Consider the following 15,839-nt stretch of genomic DNA (forward strand, 5'->3'; position numbering starts at 1 on the left):
AGGTCCTAAGGGTTTCAAGCGGCGTACGTACGCTTCCCCCTCCGGTGCGCGATCTCTCCGAGCAGCACGTCCACCGCGATGAACGCCGCCAGCGGGATGCCGAGCAGCGGGACGAAGTAGCCGAGCACCGCGATGGCCGCCATGGCCGGGACCAGGATCTGCGGCGGGACCTGCTGCCAGGCGCCGCGCGGGATGGGGCGGCCGAACGCGGAGGCGCGCCCGCGCAGCCACCACATGCGGTAGCCCAGGACGATCAGAAGGATCAGCGCGCCCGCGAGAGCCATCAGCACGATCTGGTTGACCAGGCCGAAGAGGACGCCCGTGTGGGCGTCGATGCCCCAGCGGGTCAGCTTGGCGAGCACCGGGTAGTCGGCGAAGCGGAGTTCGTCGGTGACCGCGGCGGTCGTCGGGTCGACGGCCACCGCGTCCTGCTTCTCGGGCCAGCTGCGCTGGACCTGCTTGACGACGTAGGCGGAAGAGGCGTCGGCCGGCGGGGTGATCTCGACCGGGTCGCCGAGGCCCTTGGCACGGGCCGCGGCGAGGATCTCGTCGATACCCGCTCCGCCCTCCGCATCGCCCGCCGAGGCCGCGGCCTCGTGTTCCGCGTGCTCGCCGCCCGTCGCCGCGGAGACCGAGGGCGTCGACTGGCCGAGCGAGGTCCTGAGGACGTCGATGTTCGCCCCGGCGTATGTCGACCAGGTCAGTCCGGTCGCCGAGAGGAAGAAGAATCCGACCGCCGCCCAGACGCCGACGGTGCCGTGCAGTCCCAGGGTGCGACGACGCCCGCTCGTCCCACGCACCTTGCGCTGCGAACGTCGGCGCGCGAACCACAGCACCAGACCGCCGCTCGCGATCACCCACAGCCAGCTCGCGGCGAGTTCGCTGTAGAGGCGGCCGCTCTCGCCGAGGTGCAGGTTGCGGTGGAACTCGTCGATCCAGGTGCGCACCGGGAGCGCGCCGGTGGCGCCGTACTGTTCCAGGTCCCCGCGCACCTTCGCGGTGTACGGGTCGACGAAGACCGCGAGGGTGTGGTCGGCGTTGATGCCCGGGACGCCCGAGAGCATCACCCGGGTCGTCGCATCGGCCTCAGGCGAGGGGCGTATCGCCGAGATCGTGCCCTCCGGGTGGGCCTTGCGGGCTGCGGCCACCTGCTCGGACAGCGGCAGCTTCTCGTCGCCGACCGGGACGGTCATCTCATGCGAGTAGATGATCTTCTCGGCCTGGTACGAGGCGGCGTACAGGAAGCCGGTGGCCGCGGCGACCAGCAGGAAGGGGGCGACGAGCACTCCTGCGTAGAAGTGCAGGCGCAGCACCAGGGGACGCAGCGAGGACCAGGCTCTTCGGGTGGATGCCGGCGTGGCGGACTGCGGGGACTCGTCCGTCGTGATCGGGGGCGCGGTGGACATCGGCGGGGTTCTCCGGTCAGGAAGGGGACGGGATCGGGCCGTGGGCCGGGAGTGGGGCTCCCTTCACCGGTGGCGGTCCAGTAGTCGGGGCGCGCGCGGGGGGAGTTCCCGGGCCCGGGGGTGGCATGCGTCACATTCGAGAAGCTGGGGGACTCGCCTGTGCCGCCTCGCGACGCGTCGGACCACTTGACATCCTGGGGTGATGGCATCCGAACGTGACCCCAGCGCCTCCCGCTCCCTCAGCGACCAGGTCGAGGAACTCCTCTCCCACGAAGGCCCGTTGCCGATCGTGGCGGCCGGAGACCCGGTGCTGCGGCGTACCGCCGAGCCCGTCGACGGCCAGTTGGACGCGGGGTTGTTGACCCGCTTCGTCGCCGCTCTGCGCGCGACGATGCATGCGGCGCCGGGTGTCGGCCTCGCGGCGCCGCAGGTCGGCGTACCACTGCGGCTCGCGGTCATCGAGGACCCGGCGCCGGTGTCCGAGGAGGTACGGCTGGTGCGCGGGCGGGTGCCGCAGCCGTTCCGGGTGCTGATCAATCCGTCGTACGAGGGGATCGGCGCCGGGCGGGCGGCGTTCTTCGAGGGCTGCCTGTCCGTGCCGGGCTGGCAGGCCGTGGTGCCCCGGCATGCGGAAGTACGGCTGCGGGCACTGGACGAGGAGGGTCACGCGGTCGACGAGGTGTTCACGGGCTGGCCCGCGCGGATCGTCCAGCACGAGACCGATCACCTGGACGGTGTGCTCTATCTCGACCGTGCGGAGACGCGTTCGCTGTCCTCGAACCAGGCGATGGCCGAACACTGGTCGCAGCCGACGCCTCAGGAGGCGGCTGCGGCCCTCGGCTTCACACTGCCCGGCTGAGCCGCCACGGCAGGTTGCGCAACTGAGAGGACCTGCCGCCGCGGCAGGATGCCCTGGTGCGGGCAGGCACCCTGCCGGCTGCTCGGCTACGGCGCGTCCCGGTAGGCCTCCAGCAGCCGCAGCCACACCTCGCTCACCGTCGGATAGGACGGGACGGCGTGCCACAGGCGGCCGATGGGCACCTCGCCGGCGACGGCGACGGTCGCGGAGTGGATCAGTTCGCCCACGCCGGGTCCGACGAAGGTGACGCCGAGGAGGATCTCGCGGTTGATGTCGACGACCATGCGGGCCCGGCCGCGATAGCCGTCCGCGTACAGTCCCGCGCCCGCCACCACGGACATCTCCACGTCCACGGCCCGCACCCGGTGGCCCGCCTGTTCGGCCTCGGCAAGGGAGAGGCCCACCGCGGCGGCCTCCGGGTCGGTGAAGACGACCTGGGGGACGGCCGCGTGGTCGGCGGTGGCGGCATGGGCGCCCCAGGGGTCCGACTCCAGGAGCGGTACGCCGGCCGCGCGGGCGGCGATGGCCGCGCCCGCGATACGCGCCTGGTACTTGCCCTGGTGGGTGAGGAGCGCGCGGTGGTTGACGTCGCCGACCGCGTACAACCACTCGCTGCCGATCACCCGGAGGCTGTCGTCCACGTCGAGCCAGGACCCCGCTTCCAGGCCCACGGTGTCGAGGCCGAGGTCGTCGGTGCGGGGCGCGCGGCCGGTCGCGAAGAGGATCTCGTCGGCCTCCAGGCGGTCACCGGTGTCCGTCAGGACGACCACGGTCGAGCCCTCACGGGTCACCGCGGTCACCGAGGTGCCGGTGCGCACCTCCACGCCCGCTTCCTGCAGGCCCTCAGCCACCAGTTCCCCCGCGAAGGGTTCCATGCGGGGCAGCAGGCCCTTGCCGCGGACCAGGACCGTGACCTGGGATCCGAGGGCCTGCCAGGCCGTGGCCATCTCGACGGCGACCACACCGCCGCCGACCACGACGAGCCGGCCGGGCACGGCCTGCGCGCTGGTGGCCTCGCGGCTGGTCCAGGGCCTGACCTGGGCGAGCCCCGGCAGGTCGGGCAGCAGGGCGCGGGTGCCGGTGCACACGGCGACCGCGTGCCGGGCTGTCAGCACCTGCCGCTCGCCGTCCGGCCCTTCGACCGTCACTGTGCGTGCTCCGTCGAGCCGCCCGTGTCCGCGATAGAGGTCGGCACCGATGCCGTCCAGCCAGCCGACCTGGCCGTCGTCCTTCCAGTGGGAGGTGAAGGAGTCGCGATGGGCGAGTACCGCGGGTGCGTCGAGGGGGCCTTGCACCGCTTGGCTGAGGCCGGGCACTCGGCGGGCGTCGGCGCGGGCGATGGCCGGGCGCAGCAGGGCCTTGCTGGGCATACAGGCCCAGTAGGAGCACTCGCCGCCGACCAGTTCGCTCTCCACGACCGCGGCGGAGAGGCCGGCCGCGCGAGCGCGGTCCGCGACGTTCTCCCCCACGGGTCCGGCACCGAGCACCACGACGTCGTACGCGATGGATTCCGTTTCCGTCATGGGATCAGTCTGGTTCCTGGTGTGCTTCGTGGCCACATGGGTAAGGGCGCGGAATACGCCACTGGAAGGCGGTGTTGTGCGAACCGGCACGAACCGAGTCGAGAAAAAGGGGAGACAGGCATGAGCAGCACCGTGGAGCTCACCAAGGAGAACTTCGACCAGACGGTCACGGACAACGAGTTCGTCCTGATCGACTTCTGGGCGTCCTGGTGCGGGCCGTGCCGTCAGTTCGCCCCGGTCTACGAGAAGGCGGCCGAGGCCAACCCCGACCTGGTGTTCGCCAAGGTTGACACGGAGGCGCAGCCCGAACTGGCCGCGGCCTTCGACATCCGGTCGATCCCGACGTTGATGATCGTCCGCGACCAGGTCGCGATCTTCTCCCAGCCCGGGGCGCTGCCGCAGGCCGCGCTGGAGGACGTCATCGGCCAGGCACGCAAGCTTGACATGGACGAGGTCCGCAAGTCCGTCGCCGAGCAGCAGGCTCAGGCCGGCCAGTAGGTTCCGGGTTCACGCTCAGAACGGGTACGGCGCCACGTCGCCGCGCACCGTCGTCCAGCGCACGTCGGTGAAGGCCTCCAGGTTGGCGTCACCGCCGAAGCGGGCGCCGGTGCCGGAGGCCGCGATGCCGCCGAAGGGCGCGACGGCCTCGTCGTTGACGGTCTGGTCGTTGATGTGGGCGATGCCGGTGGGGATGCGGTCGGCGAGGTCGAGACCGAGCGCGGTGTCCCGGGTGACGATTCCCAGCGAGAGGCCGTAGGGTCCCGCCGAGGCGAGGGCCGCGGCCTCGTCGACGTTCGCGAAGGAGCGTACCGGCGCGACCGGTCCGAAGACCTCCTCCGTGTACGCGGGGGTGGAGTCGTCGACTCCGGCGAGCACCGTCGGCCGGTAGAACAGCCTCTCGTGCGTACCGCCCGCCGCCAGCTTCGCGCCGCGTGCCGTGCTGGACTCCACCAGCCTCTGGATCTTGGCGAGTTGGGCGCTGTCGATGATCGGCCCGAGGTGCACCTGCTCGCGGTGCGGGTCGCCGACGGCGAGCGAGTCGGCCTTGGCGGCGAGCCGCTCGACGTACTCCTCGTAGAGCGAAGCGTGGACGAGATGGCGGCCCGTCGTCATGCAGATCTGGCCCTGGTGGAAGAACGAGCCCCACGCCGCCGTGGAGATCACCGCGTCGATGTCGGCGTCCGCCAGCACGATCAGCGCGGAGTTGCCTCCCAACTCCAGGTGTACGCGCTTGAGTTGACGGCCGGCGGCCTCACCGACCGCGCGTCCGGCGGCGGTCGATCCCGTGAACGAGATCACCGGAACCTGAGGGTCGGCGACCAGTGCCTGGCCGGTCTCGGGACCACCGGGCAGCACGTGCAGCAACCCCTCCGGGAGACCCGCCTCGGCGAAGACGGCGGCGAGCGCGAGGCCCCCGCACACAGCGGTGCGCGGGTCCGGCTTCAGGACGACACCGTTGCCGAGCGCGAGCGCCGGGGCCACCGAGCGGATCGAGAGGATCAGCGGAGCGTTGAACGGGGCGATGACGCCCACCACACCGACCGGGACGCGCCGGGTGTACGACAGACGCGGGGCCTCCGACGGGAGGATCTGACCGGTCGGGCGCGAGGCCAGCGCTGCCGCCTCGTAGCACTCCTGGGCGGCGACATGAAGCTCGAAGTCGGCCTTGCCGGGAATGGAGCCGGACTCGCGGACGATCCAGTCGCGCAGTTCGTCGGCGTGCGCGGCGAACAGGTCGCCCGCCTTGCGCAGGACGGCGGCGCGGACGAAGTGCGGGGCCCCGGCCCATTCGGACTGGGCGGCCCCGGCGGTCCGCGCGGCCGTCGCGATGTCCTCGGCGGTGGCGAGCGTGACGCTGCCGAGCGCCTCGCCGGTGGCGGGCTCGGTGACGGCGTACTCACCGCCCGCCAGCGTGCGGGACTGCCAGGTCTTGGGGTCGAGCAGCGGCATGACGGCTCTCCGATCGATCGCTGGTCAGCGGCGGGACATCACAGGGCGAGGGGTAATCCCGTGTAGTTCGCGGCCAGTTCGGCGGCCGCGGGACGCGATGACGTGATCCGGCGCAGCCGCGCGAGCTGCATCCGGCGTTCGAAGGCGTCCCCGTCCGGTTGAGCGTGCAGCATCCTGGTCATGTCGTAAGAGAAGCGGGTGGCCTGCCACACCCGGTCCAGGCTCAACTCCGAGTAACGGTCGAGGAGTTCGGCTGATCCCGCATGGTGCAGAGCCGCGAAGCCACGCGCCAGCACCCGGACGTCGGACACCGCGAGGTTGAGCCCCTTGGCGCCGGTCGGCGGCACGATGTGCGCGGCGTCCCCGGCGAGGAAGAGCCGTCCGTGGCGCATCGGCTCGTGGACGTAACTCCGCATCGGGGTCACGGACTTGGCCGTGACGGGACCGCGCTCCAGCCGCCAGTCGCCGTCGATCGCGAAACGCGCGGCGAGCTCGTCCCAGATACGCTCGTCGGGCCAGTCGTGGACATCGGTGCCGTTGGGGACCTGGAGGTAGAGCCGCGACACCGAGGGTGAACGCATGCTGTGCAGGGCGAAGCCCCCGTCACCGCGCGCGTAGATCAACTCCTCGCAGGAGGGCGGCACATCGGCAAGGATCCCGAGCCAGGAGTAGGGGTAGTCGTGCGCGTACGTGCGGCTCGCGTCGGCCGGGAACGCCTCGCGCGCGACGCCGTGGGAACCGTCGCAGCCCACCACGTAGTCGCAGCTCAGGGTCTGCTCGCGCCCCTGGTGCACAAAGCGCACCAGGGGCGCCTCACTGTCCGGCTTCTCGATCGCGATCGCCTCGGCCCCGAACAACAGCGGTGGCCCGTCGGCGAGTTGGAGGGCGATGAGGTCCTTCACGATCTCCGTCTGGGCGTAGATCGTGACCGTGCGACCGCCGGTGAGGTCGGGGAAGTCGATGTGGTGGCGTTCGCGTGCGAAGCGCAACTCGATGCCGTGGTGGATCAGGCCCTCGGCGTCCAGCCGGTCGGCGGCGCCGCACTCGCGCAGCGCGTCGACGGTGCCCTGCTCCAGCATTCCTGCGCGCTGGCGCTGCTCGGCGTACGCCCGGGTCCTGCTCTCCAGGACGACACAGTCGACGCCTGCCCGGTGCAGCAGCCGGGCCAGCAGCAGCCCGGCGGGACCCCCGCCGATGATGCCGACCGTGGTCCGCATGACGCGCCTCCGTGTCCGATCCAGCCCGGGAAACAGTCCCCGGCTTCGGCCGGGGAAGAGTCCCAGCCTCTCTCAGCTCGACTCGCGGTGCACGACTCTCGCGCCCAGCACCTCGTGCGTTTCGGTTGCGGCACCGGGCTCGCGCACCACACGGTCCACCAGTTCGGCCAGGTCGCGCCCCGACGGCAGCTCGATGTGCACGGTACTCAGCCGCGGCCGCAGCAGCCTGCCGAGCATCAGGTCGTCGGCGCCGATCACGGCCGTCTCTGCCGGGATGCCGATGCCCTCGTCCTGGAGGGCGCGGGTCAGCAGCATCGCGTACTCGTCGTTGTACGCGAACACGGCGTCCAGGTCCAGGGAGCGCCAGCGGGCCGCGAGGCGGGCGGCGGCCTGCTCCTCGTACGCGAGCGACAGCTCGGTCACCGTCGCGTCACTGCCGTGCAGGGCGCGCCGTACGCCTTCGAGGCGGGGCCCGGAGAAGACGTCCAGGCCTGCTTCCCGGGGCACCACGACTCCGATCCGGCGGCGGCCACGGGCCAGGAGGTGGGCACCCGCGCAGTGGCCGACCCGTTCGTGGTCCATGAGCAGCGCGTGCGCGCCCTCGACGCTCTCGGGGCCCATCGTGACGACGGCCCGGGCGCCGGAGCCCTTGAGGACGGCCACGCCCTCCGAGCCGAGCCTGCTGCCGGGCACGAGTACGGCGACCGGCCGCAGCTCGGCCCAGCCACGGGCGGCCTCGTCGTCGTGCAGGCCGCCGCTGCCGTGCTGCACGACCGTGTAGTCGAGGCGGCTCAGCGCCCACTGGAGCTCATTGAAGAACTGGCTGTAGAGCAGGCCCATGGGCAGGGACGGCGCGGGCATCAGCACCATCCGGCTGTGGCCGGCGCGCAGGCTGCGGGCGGCGGCGTGCGGGACGTACCCGAGTTCCTTGGCCGCCTCGTGGACGCGGCGGCGGGTGGGTTCGCTGATCCGCACGGCGCTGGTGTTGTTCAGGACGTATGAGACGGTCGCGCGGGAGACGCCCGCCAGGCGGGCCACATCGGCACTCGTCGGCACGGTTCGTTGTGCGGGCGCTGACGGGGCGGGCTGCTTCGGTATCTGCACCATGACGGGACGCATCCTTGCAGAACCGAGGCGCGCCGCTCGGCGCGGTGGAGAGGCCGCCGGCCCCAGGTGGCTGGAACTCGCCCTTCCACAAAGGATGTTCGACATCCCGTACCGGATGAACCGCCCGGAGGTTACCGTGCGGTAGACGACGTGCTTCGGAGGTGTCCTCGTTGGCTCCCGACGTGACTGCAGACACAGCTCCCGACCGTGCCCCGGGTCTGGCCGAATGCGCCCTCGCCCTCGCCGAGGGCACGGTCACCGCGCGCGAGACGGTCGAGCGGGCACTGGCCCGGATCGAGGCGACCCAGCCCTCCCTGAACGCCTTCCGGGTGGTGCGTGCCGAGGCGGCGCTGGCCGAGGCCGACGCGGCGGACAAGGAGCTGACCGCGGGGACACGACGGCCGCTGCTCGGGGTTCCGGTGGCGGTGAAGGACGACATGGACGTGGCGGGCGAGCCGACCGCGTTCGGCTGCCGGGGCGAGTTCCCGCCCCAGGCCGCGGACGGAGAGGCCGTGCGCCGGCTGCGTGCGGCCGGCGCGATCATCATCGGCAAGACCAACACCTGCGAACTCGGACAGTGGCCCTTCACCGAGGGACCCGCCTTCGGCGCCACCCGCAACCCCTGGCACACCGGCCACACGCCGGGCGGCTCCTCCGGGGGCTCGGCGGCAGCCGTGGCGGCGGGCCTCGTCCCGGCCGCGCTGGGCTCGGACGGCGCGGGCTCGGTCCGCATCCCGGCCTCCTGGACCCACCTGATCGGGATCAAACCGCAGCGTGGCCGAATCTCGACCGGCCCGCACCCGGAGTCGTTCCAGGGCATCACGGTCAACGGCACTCTCGCCCGCACCGTCGCCGACGCGGCCCTGCTCCTGGACGCGGCGAGCGGTCAGCACGACGGCGATCTCCACCGGCCCCCCGCCCTGCGCGTGTCGGACGCGGTGGGCCGCGATCCGGGCCGGCTGCGGATCGCGCTGTCGCTGAAGCCGCCGTTCACGGCTCTGCCCGCCCGGCTCGACCCCGCCGTACGGGGGCGGGTCCTCGCACTCGCGGAGCGGCTGTCGGCGCTCGGGCACGTGGTGGAGGAGGCGGAGCCGCGGTACGGGCGGATCGGGCTGTCGTTCATCCCCCGCGCGACGGTCGGCCTCGCCGAACGCGTACGCGACGTGCCGCAGCAGGACCTCCTCGACCGGCGTACCCGCGACGCAGCCCGCCTGGGACGCGTCCTCAGCGGAGTGCCTCTCCGATTGGCCCGCCGCGCGGAGGCCACCCTCCACCGGCGGATCGGCGCGCTCTTCGAGTCGTACGACGTCCTCCTCGCACCGACGACCGCCGCTCCCCCGCCACGCATCGGCTCGATGGTGAACCTGAACGGGCTGGGCACCGACCGGGCCATGATCGCCGCGTGCCCGTTCGCCTGGCCGTGGAACGTGCTGGGCTGGCCCGGGGTCAACGTCCCCGCGGGCTTCGTGGGCGACGGCCTTCCCGTAGGGGCGCAACTCCTCGGCCCCGCGAACAGCGAGCCACTGCTCGTCTCGCTGGCCGCCCGGTTGGAGGCGGATCAGCGCTGGCACGAACGGTGGCCGCCGCTCGCGACGGACCCGGGCTCCCGCGCGGTGCGGTGAGGCGGTGGCCTTCGGGGGCAGGGGAGTTGGCCGCCCTGTCCCCGAAGTAACGTGACCCATGTGACTGCATCGACCGAAGAAGACGTCCCCGGCCGCCACGGCCTTTCCGCGACCACGGAGGCCGAGCCTCGTGAGGTGGGCCGGGTGCGGACCGAGTACTCCCCCGCGCACGACGGCGACCCCGATCCGGGCGAGATCGTCTGGACGTGGGTGCCCTATGAGGAGAACGACGGCCGGGGCAAGGACCGCCCGGTGCTCGTCGTCGCCCGGGAGGCCGCGGGCACCTTCCTCGCCGTCCAGCTGTCGAGCAAGCGGCACGACGGCGACCGGGAGTGGGTGCCGATCGGGAGCGGGCCGTGGGACCGCACCGGCCGGGACTCGTGGGTGGCCGTGGATCGCGTACTGCGGCTGCACGAGGACGGGATGCGGCGGGAGGCGTGTGCGCTGGACCGGATGCGGTTCAACTCCGTGGTGCGGCGGCTGCAGGAGCGGTACGGGTGGCGGTAGGTGCGCTGGATCGACTGCGGGCTCATCGTGGCCGATCGTGCAGTTCCACGCGCCCCTGAAACGGGGCGCGTTACCGGACCCCGAGCTCAGCTGCGAACGTCCGCTCGAACGCGCCCCGCGTCGCCGAACCCTCCGTACGGTCCAGGACTCCGAACACGACGTGCTCGAAGTACCCCTCGAAGCGGCCCTTGACCAGCAAGCCGTGGAAGGCGCCCGCGACCTGCGCCGGGTCGTTCCGGAAGACCCCGCAGCCCCAGGCGCCGAGCACCAGCCGCCGGTAGCCGTGGGCGGCCGCGGTCTCCAGGACCCGCTCGGCGCGTACGGCCAGGGCGTGCGGCAGTTCGGAGGCGCGGTCCGGAGCGGTCCGCAGGACGACTCCGGCGTTGGGTGCCGCGGCCGTCAGGAAGCCGGCCGGGTACGGCTCGTCGAGGAGGCGCCCGCGGTCGTCACGGAAGACGGGCACGGCGGGTGAGTGGATGACACGGTCCGTGTAGAAGGGATCGCGGTGGGCGCGGTGGTGGTCGTAGAACGGCCGGGTCCGCAGCAGACAGGTGTACAGCGCGGAGGCCCGGCAGAGCGCCTCTTCCTGGGCCTGCGCCCCGTTGAGATAGCCGCCGCCGGGATTGCGCGCCGAGGCGAAGTTCAGGACGGCGACAGGGTCCGTTCCGTCCACGAGCCGCCGGGCGGCCTCCAGGCTGCTCTCGCCCGTGACCTCGAACGTCGTGTCCGCCGCGCCGCCGAGTTCCGTGCCCACGGGCTCCGGGCCGTACATCCGCGTCCCCGCCCGCGCGGCCTCGACCGCCACGGCGATCGACACCTCGCGCCCGTCGGACGCCCGGTACGAACCCGCCGCGACGATCTCCTCCGTGTGATGCGCGACACCGCGCAGGCGCGCACTCATGGCGCCACCCCCGTACGCGCCACGAGCGCGTCCCGCGCGATCTCCCCCGTCGTGCTCATGAACGCATCGTGAGCGATGCTGGTCATGCGGCGCAACAGAGTTTCCCGGGCTTGCAAACAGCGTTTCCCGGCCCCCCAAAGCGGCGAAACGCACCCTTGTGCGAACCGGCGCATGTGGTCTTGGGTGGGACGAGCACTGCCGGTCCGGTGCCACGGATGCCGGTCCGGCGGCATGGTGGAATCTCAGGAGGATCCCGACATGTCCGATTCGGTGAGTGACTGTACGGAGCACCGCTCCGGCGTCACCGAGGCCGAGGTGGAAGCGCTGGTCCGAGGCATCTGCTTCAAGACCGGACCCCCTCGACATCTCGGCGTCGAAGTGGAATGGCTCGTCCACGAGCTGCGGCAGCCGCAGCTCCCGGCAACACCTGAACGACTGGTAGCGGCCTACGCCGCACTGCGGACCCTGCCCCTGCGTTCGGCGCTCACGGTCGAACCCGGCGGACAGCTGGAGCTCAGCTCTCTTCCCGCCGCCTCCCTGATGGAGTGCATCGGGTCCGTGTCCGCCGACCTCGATGCCGTACGCGCGGTACTGCGCGAAGCGGGTCTCGGCCTCAGTGGTTACGGCCAGGATCCCTGGAACCCCCCGAGCCGCTTCCTCCATGAGCCGCGGTACGACGCCATGGAGCAGTATCTCGACCGCGCGGGCCCCGAGGGCCGCGCCATGATGTGCTCCTCCGCCTCCGTCCAGGTGTGCCTGGACGCCGGCCACGAGGAGCCGGGACCGCTCGGGTACGGGCGCCGCTGGTGGATGGCGCACCAGCTGGGCGCGGTCCTGGTGGCCGCGTTCGCCCACTCGCCGATGGCCCGGGGGCGGCACACCGGCTGGCGCTCCTCTCGGCAGTCGCTGTGGGCGGCGATGGATCCCGGGCGGATCGACGCGCCGCCGCTGGGGCCCGAGCCGCGTGCCGCGTGGGTCCAGCGCGTCCTGGACGCGCCGGTGATGTGCGTACGGGCGCCGGACGGTCCCTGGGACGTACCGGAAGGCATGACGTTCCGGGAGTGGACGCGCTCCGACAGCCCGCCGGACCGGGCGGACCTCGACTACCACCTGACGACCCTGTTCCCGCCGGTGCGCCCGCGCGGCCACCTGGAGCTCCGCATGATCGACGCGCAGCCGGGCGACGACGGATGGATCGTCCCGCTCGCCGTCACGACGGCCCTCTTCGACGACCCGGAAGCCGCCGAGATCGCCTACCGGACGGTCAAGCCCCTCGCGGAGCGAGCGGGCTCGCTGCCCGCTCCGCGCAATCCGCTGTGGGAGGACGCCGCACGGCACGGCCTGGCCGATCCCGAGCTGCACGAGGCCGCCGTCATCTGCTTCGCGGCGGCCACCGAGGCCCTGCCCCGGCTCGGCGCCACCACCGAGGTCCTGGATGCCGTCACCGAGTACACCGGGCGCTTCGTCGCCCGGGGCCGCTGCCCCGCCGACGATCTGCTCACCCAGCTGCGGGCCCGGTCCGACGATCAGCGCCCCGATCAGTTCCACGACCAGCCGCACGACCAGCCGCACGACCGGCTCAACGGTCAGTTCCAAGGCCAGTTCCACGGTCAGTTCCACGGTCAGTTCCACCGGAAGGACATCGGCTCATGACCGCCCCCGAACCCCTCACGGAATCCGTGTCGCCCACGGACCCGGAGTCGCTCAGGGAGCGCGCCCTGGACGCGCTCACCACGGCCCGCGACCGCACAGCGCTCCTCACCTCGTGCGTCGAGGAACCCGAACTGACCGCGCAGCACTCGCCGTTGATGTCCCCGCTGGTGTGGGACCTGGCGCACATCGGCAACCAGGAGGAGCTCTGGCTGCTGCGGGCGGTCGCCGGGCGTGACGCGATGCGGCCGGAGATCGACGGGCTGTACGACGCGTTCGAGCATCCGCGCGCCGAGCGGACCTCGCTGCCGCTGCTGCCGCCCGGGGAAGCCCGGCACTACGCCGCCGAGGTGCGCGGCCGAGCGCTGGACATCCTGGAGAGCACCGCGTTCGGCTCCACCCGCCTGACGGAGGCCGGCTTCGCCTTCGGGATGATCGCACAGCACGAACAGCAGCACGACGAGACGATGCTGATCACCCATCAGCTCCGCAAGGGACCGGCGGCCCTGACCGCTCCGGACCCCGCGCCCGCGCCCTTGTTCACCGGACCCGCCGAAGTCCTGGTGCCGGGCGGCCCGTTCACGATGGGCACGTCCACCGAGCCCTGGGCGCTGGACAACGAAAGGCCCGCGCATCAGCGCATGGTCGCCTCGTTCTTCATCGACACCACGCCGGTGACGAACGCCGCCTACCAGGCCTTCATCACCGACGGAGGCTACGGCACCGCACGTTGGTGGGCACCGGAGGGCTGGGACCACATCCGGGCGCACGGCATCGAGGCGCCGCTGTTCTGGCGCCGCGAAGGCGGGCAGTGGCTGCGGCGCCGCTTCGGCGTCACCGAGCCGGTGCCGCCGGACGAGCCGGTGCTGCACGTGAGTTGGTACGAGGCGGACGCGTACGCCCGCTGGGCGGGGCGGCGGCTGCCCACCGAGGTGGAGTGGGAGAAGGCGGCCCGCCACGACCCGGCGTCCGGCCGCTCCAGGCGTTACCCGTGGGGCGACGCCGACCCGGCCCCCGAACACGCCAACCTGGGACAGCGCCATCTGCGCCCCGCCCCGGCCGGCAGCTATCCCGCGGGTGAATCACCGCTCGGCGTACGGCAGTTGATCGGCGATGTGTGGGAGTGGACGTCGAGCGAACTCTCGCCCTACCCCGGGTTCGCGGCCTTCCCGTACAAGGAGTACTCGGAGGTGTTCTTCGGGCCGGAGCACAAGGTGCTGCGCGGCGGTTCGTTCGCGGTGGACGCTGTCGCCTGCCGGGGCACTTTCCGCAACTGGGACTATCCGATCCGGCGGCAGATCTTCTCCGGGTTCCGCACGGCACGCTCGGGGGATGTCTGATGTGCCGTCACCTGGCGTTCCTCGGGCCCCGGGAGACGATGGGCAGCCTGCTCGTGGAGCCGCCGCACAGCCTTTTCCGGCAGTCCTGGGCGCCCCGGCAGCAGCGGTACGGCACGGTCAACGCCGACGGTTTCGGGGTGGGTTGGTACGCGGACGGCGATCCGGCACCGGCCCGCTACCGCCGCACCGGGCCCATCTGGGGCGACCAGTCCTTCGCGGATCTGGCCCGTGTCGTCAGGACCACCTCGCTGCTCGCGGCGGTCCGGGACGCGACCTTGGCCGGCGCGGACGGGGAGGCCGCGGCGGCGCCGTTCGCCGCGGGGCCCTGGCTGTTCAGCCACAACGGCGCGGTGCTCGGGTGGCCGCGCTCCCTCGCCCCGCTCGTCCAGAGCCTGCCCGCCGTGGAGTTGCTGTCGCTGGAGGCGCGCTGCGACTCGGCGCTCGTCTGGGCGCTGCTGCTGCACCGGCTGCGCGAGGGCGACGACGAGAGCCAGGCACTGGCCGACACGGTCGTCGAGGTGGCCGAGGCGGCGCCCGGGTCCCGGCTCAACCTGCTCCTCACCAACGGCGATTCGATCACCGCGACGGCGTGGGGCGACACCCTCTGGTACCTCATCGAGCCCGGCCACCGCACGGTCGTGGCCTCCGAGCCGTACGACGAGGACCCGCGCTGGCAGGAGGTGCCGGATCGCACGCTGCTCGCGGCGACCCGCGACGAGGTCCTGCTCAGCCCGCTGAAGGACCCGCACGACCACATGGCATCCGCCCCGTCGAAGGAGCCCCGCACGTGAGTCCGTTCCTTCTCACCCGCACCCTGACCGAAGGCGCCACGGAGGCCGCCCTGCGCGCCGATGTGCTGCACGGTCTCCGCCGCACCCCGAAGTCCCTGCCGCCGAGGTGGTTCTACGACGCTCATGGCAGCGAACTCTTCGAGAAGATCACCGAGTTGCCCGAGTACTACCCCACCCGGGCGGAGCGCGAGATCCTGATCGCGCGGGCCGCGGAGATCGCCGGCGCGACCGGCGCGCGCACCCTCGTCGAGCTGGGATCGGGCTCGTCGGAGAAGACACGGTTCCTGCTCGACGCGCTGCCGGGGCTGCACACGTATGTGCCCGTCGACGTCAGCGAGTCCGCCCTCACTCAGGCCGGGCGCGCACTGATCGCCCAGCATCCGGATCTCAGTGTGCACGCCCTGCTCGCCGACTTCACCGGCGGTCTCGCCCTTCCCGGCACGCCCGGGCCGCGGCTGGTGGCCTTCCTCGGCGGCACGATCGGCAACCTGCTGCCCGCCGAACGCGCCGCGTTCCTGGCGTCCGTACGATCCCTGCTGTCGCCCGGCGATGCGCTGCTGCTCGGCACGGACCTGGTCAAGGACGAGTCGGTCCTCGTCGCCGCCTACGACGACGCGGCCGGGGTGACCGCCGCGTTCAACAAGAACGTCCTCAGCGTCGTCAACCGCGAGCTCGGCGCCGACTTCGACCCCGACGCGTTCGAGCATGTCGCTCTCTGGGACGCCGAGAACGAATGGATCGAGATGCGGCTGCGCTCACGCGCCGCGCAGACCGTGAAGCTCCCCGCCCTCGACCTCACCGTCGACTTCACGGACGGCGAGGAACTGCGCACGGAGATCTCGGCGAAGTTCCGCCAGGACAGCATCCGCGGTGAACTGGCCTCGGCGGGCTTCGAGTTGGCCCACTGGTGGACGGACAAGGAGGGCCGCTTCGCACTGTCGCTGAGCACCGCCGGGTAGTTGCGGG

The 15,839-nt window shown here is 72.2% G+C and carries 14 protein-coding genes; 8 read left to right on the forward strand and 6 right to left on the reverse strand.

Annotated elements, in window-relative coordinates:
- Positions 1 to 14 precede the first annotated feature (14 nt).
- The gene (locus ACFYPC_RS30005; protein ID WP_391888904.1) at positions 15 to 1,406 is read right to left on the reverse strand and encodes a PepSY-associated TM helix domain-containing protein; all 1,392 of its coding nucleotides are present in this window, start codon (positions 1,404 to 1,406) and stop codon (positions 15 to 17) included.
- 202 nt (positions 1,407 to 1,608) lie between these two features.
- On the opposite strand from ACFYPC_RS30005, the gene ACFYPC_RS30010 reads away from it, so the two are divergent.
- Positions 1,609 to 2,265, forward strand: a complete 657-nt coding sequence (locus tag ACFYPC_RS30010) for a peptide deformylase (RefSeq protein ID WP_391888906.1) — start codon at positions 1,609 to 1,611, stop codon at positions 2,263 to 2,265.
- Positions 2,266 to 2,351: 86 nt separating this feature from the next.
- Here the strand turns inward: ACFYPC_RS30010 and ACFYPC_RS30015 are convergent, their stop codons facing one another.
- Positions 2,352 to 3,788, reverse strand: a complete 1,437-nt coding sequence (locus ACFYPC_RS30015) for a dihydrolipoyl dehydrogenase family protein (RefSeq protein WP_391888908.1) — start codon at positions 3,786 to 3,788, stop codon at positions 2,352 to 2,354.
- Positions 3,789 to 3,908: 120 nt separating this feature from the next.
- Between ACFYPC_RS30015 and trxA the strand changes: the two genes are divergently transcribed.
- Complete coding sequence (gene trxA, locus ACFYPC_RS30020) at positions 3,909 to 4,286, forward strand: thioredoxin (protein ID WP_391888909.1); 378 nt, start codon at positions 3,909 to 3,911, stop codon at positions 4,284 to 4,286.
- Positions 4,287 to 4,301: 15 nt separating this feature from the next.
- Here the strand turns inward: trxA and ACFYPC_RS30025 are convergent, their stop codons facing one another.
- From ACFYPC_RS30025 to ACFYPC_RS30035, 3 genes are all read right to left on the reverse strand, one after another.
- Positions 4,302 to 5,738, reverse strand: a complete 1,437-nt coding sequence (locus tag ACFYPC_RS30025) for a benzaldehyde dehydrogenase (protein ID WP_391888911.1) — start codon at positions 5,736 to 5,738, stop codon at positions 4,302 to 4,304.
- A 38-nt stretch (positions 5,739 to 5,776) separates the two neighbouring features.
- Positions 5,777 to 6,955, reverse strand: a complete 1,179-nt coding sequence (locus tag ACFYPC_RS30030) for a 4-hydroxybenzoate 3-monooxygenase (protein ID WP_391888913.1) — start codon at positions 6,953 to 6,955, stop codon at positions 5,777 to 5,779.
- Between the two features lie 72 nt (positions 6,956 to 7,027).
- Entirely contained in the window at positions 7,028 to 8,062 is a 1,035-nt protein-coding gene (locus ACFYPC_RS30035) for a LacI family DNA-binding transcriptional regulator (RefSeq protein ID WP_391888915.1), read from the reverse strand.
- Positions 8,063 to 8,244: 182 nt separating this feature from the next.
- On the opposite strand from ACFYPC_RS30035, the gene ACFYPC_RS30040 reads away from it, so the two are divergent.
- On the forward strand, positions 8,245 to 9,684 hold the full coding sequence (locus ACFYPC_RS30040; protein WP_391888917.1) for an amidase: 1,440 nt from the start codon (positions 8,245 to 8,247) through the stop codon (positions 9,682 to 9,684).
- Between the two features lie 60 nt (positions 9,685 to 9,744).
- Positions 9,745 to 10,191, forward strand: a complete 447-nt coding sequence (locus tag ACFYPC_RS30045; protein ID WP_391888920.1) for a type II toxin-antitoxin system PemK/MazF family toxin — start codon at positions 9,745 to 9,747, stop codon at positions 10,189 to 10,191.
- A 70-nt stretch (positions 10,192 to 10,261) separates the two neighbouring features.
- Here the strand turns inward: ACFYPC_RS30045 and ACFYPC_RS30050 are convergent, their stop codons facing one another.
- Positions 10,262 to 11,092, reverse strand: coding sequence for a TIGR02452 family protein (locus ACFYPC_RS30050; RefSeq protein ID WP_391888921.1), 831 nt, complete (start codon positions 11,090 to 11,092; stop codon positions 10,262 to 10,264).
- Positions 11,093 to 11,350: 258 nt separating this feature from the next.
- Here ACFYPC_RS30050 and egtA point away from each other — a divergent pair, with 258 nt between their 5' ends.
- The 4 genes from egtA to egtD are packed head-to-tail and all read left to right on the forward strand — an operon-like array spanning position 11,351 to position 15,832.
- The gene (egtA, locus tag ACFYPC_RS30055; RefSeq protein ID WP_391888923.1) at positions 11,351 to 12,745 is read left to right on the forward strand and encodes an ergothioneine biosynthesis glutamate--cysteine ligase EgtA; all 1,395 of its coding nucleotides are present in this window, start codon (positions 11,351 to 11,353) and stop codon (positions 12,743 to 12,745) included.
- The gene (egtB, locus tag ACFYPC_RS30060; protein ID WP_391888925.1) at positions 12,742 to 14,082 is read left to right on the forward strand and encodes an ergothioneine biosynthesis protein EgtB; all 1,341 of its coding nucleotides are present in this window, start codon (positions 12,742 to 12,744) and stop codon (positions 14,080 to 14,082) included. The genes egtA and egtB overlap by 4 nt, the downstream gene beginning before the upstream one ends.
- Positions 14,082 to 14,873: an ergothioneine biosynthesis protein EgtC gene (gene egtC / locus ACFYPC_RS30065; RefSeq protein WP_391888927.1), complete on the forward strand. Its 792-nt coding sequence runs from the start codon at positions 14,082 to 14,084 to the stop codon at positions 14,871 to 14,873. Before egtB ends, egtC begins: the two co-directional genes overlap by 1 nt.
- On the forward strand, positions 14,870 to 15,832 hold the full coding sequence (gene egtD, locus ACFYPC_RS30070; protein ID WP_391888929.1) for an L-histidine N(alpha)-methyltransferase: 963 nt from the start codon (positions 14,870 to 14,872) through the stop codon (positions 15,830 to 15,832). The genes egtC and egtD overlap by 4 nt, the downstream gene beginning before the upstream one ends.
- Positions 15,833 to 15,839: the final 7 nt, after the last annotated feature.

The organism is Streptomyces sp. NPDC005808 (genome assembly GCF_042871385.1).
Classification (GTDB): Bacteria; Actinomycetota; Actinomycetes; order Streptomycetales; family Streptomycetaceae; genus Streptomyces.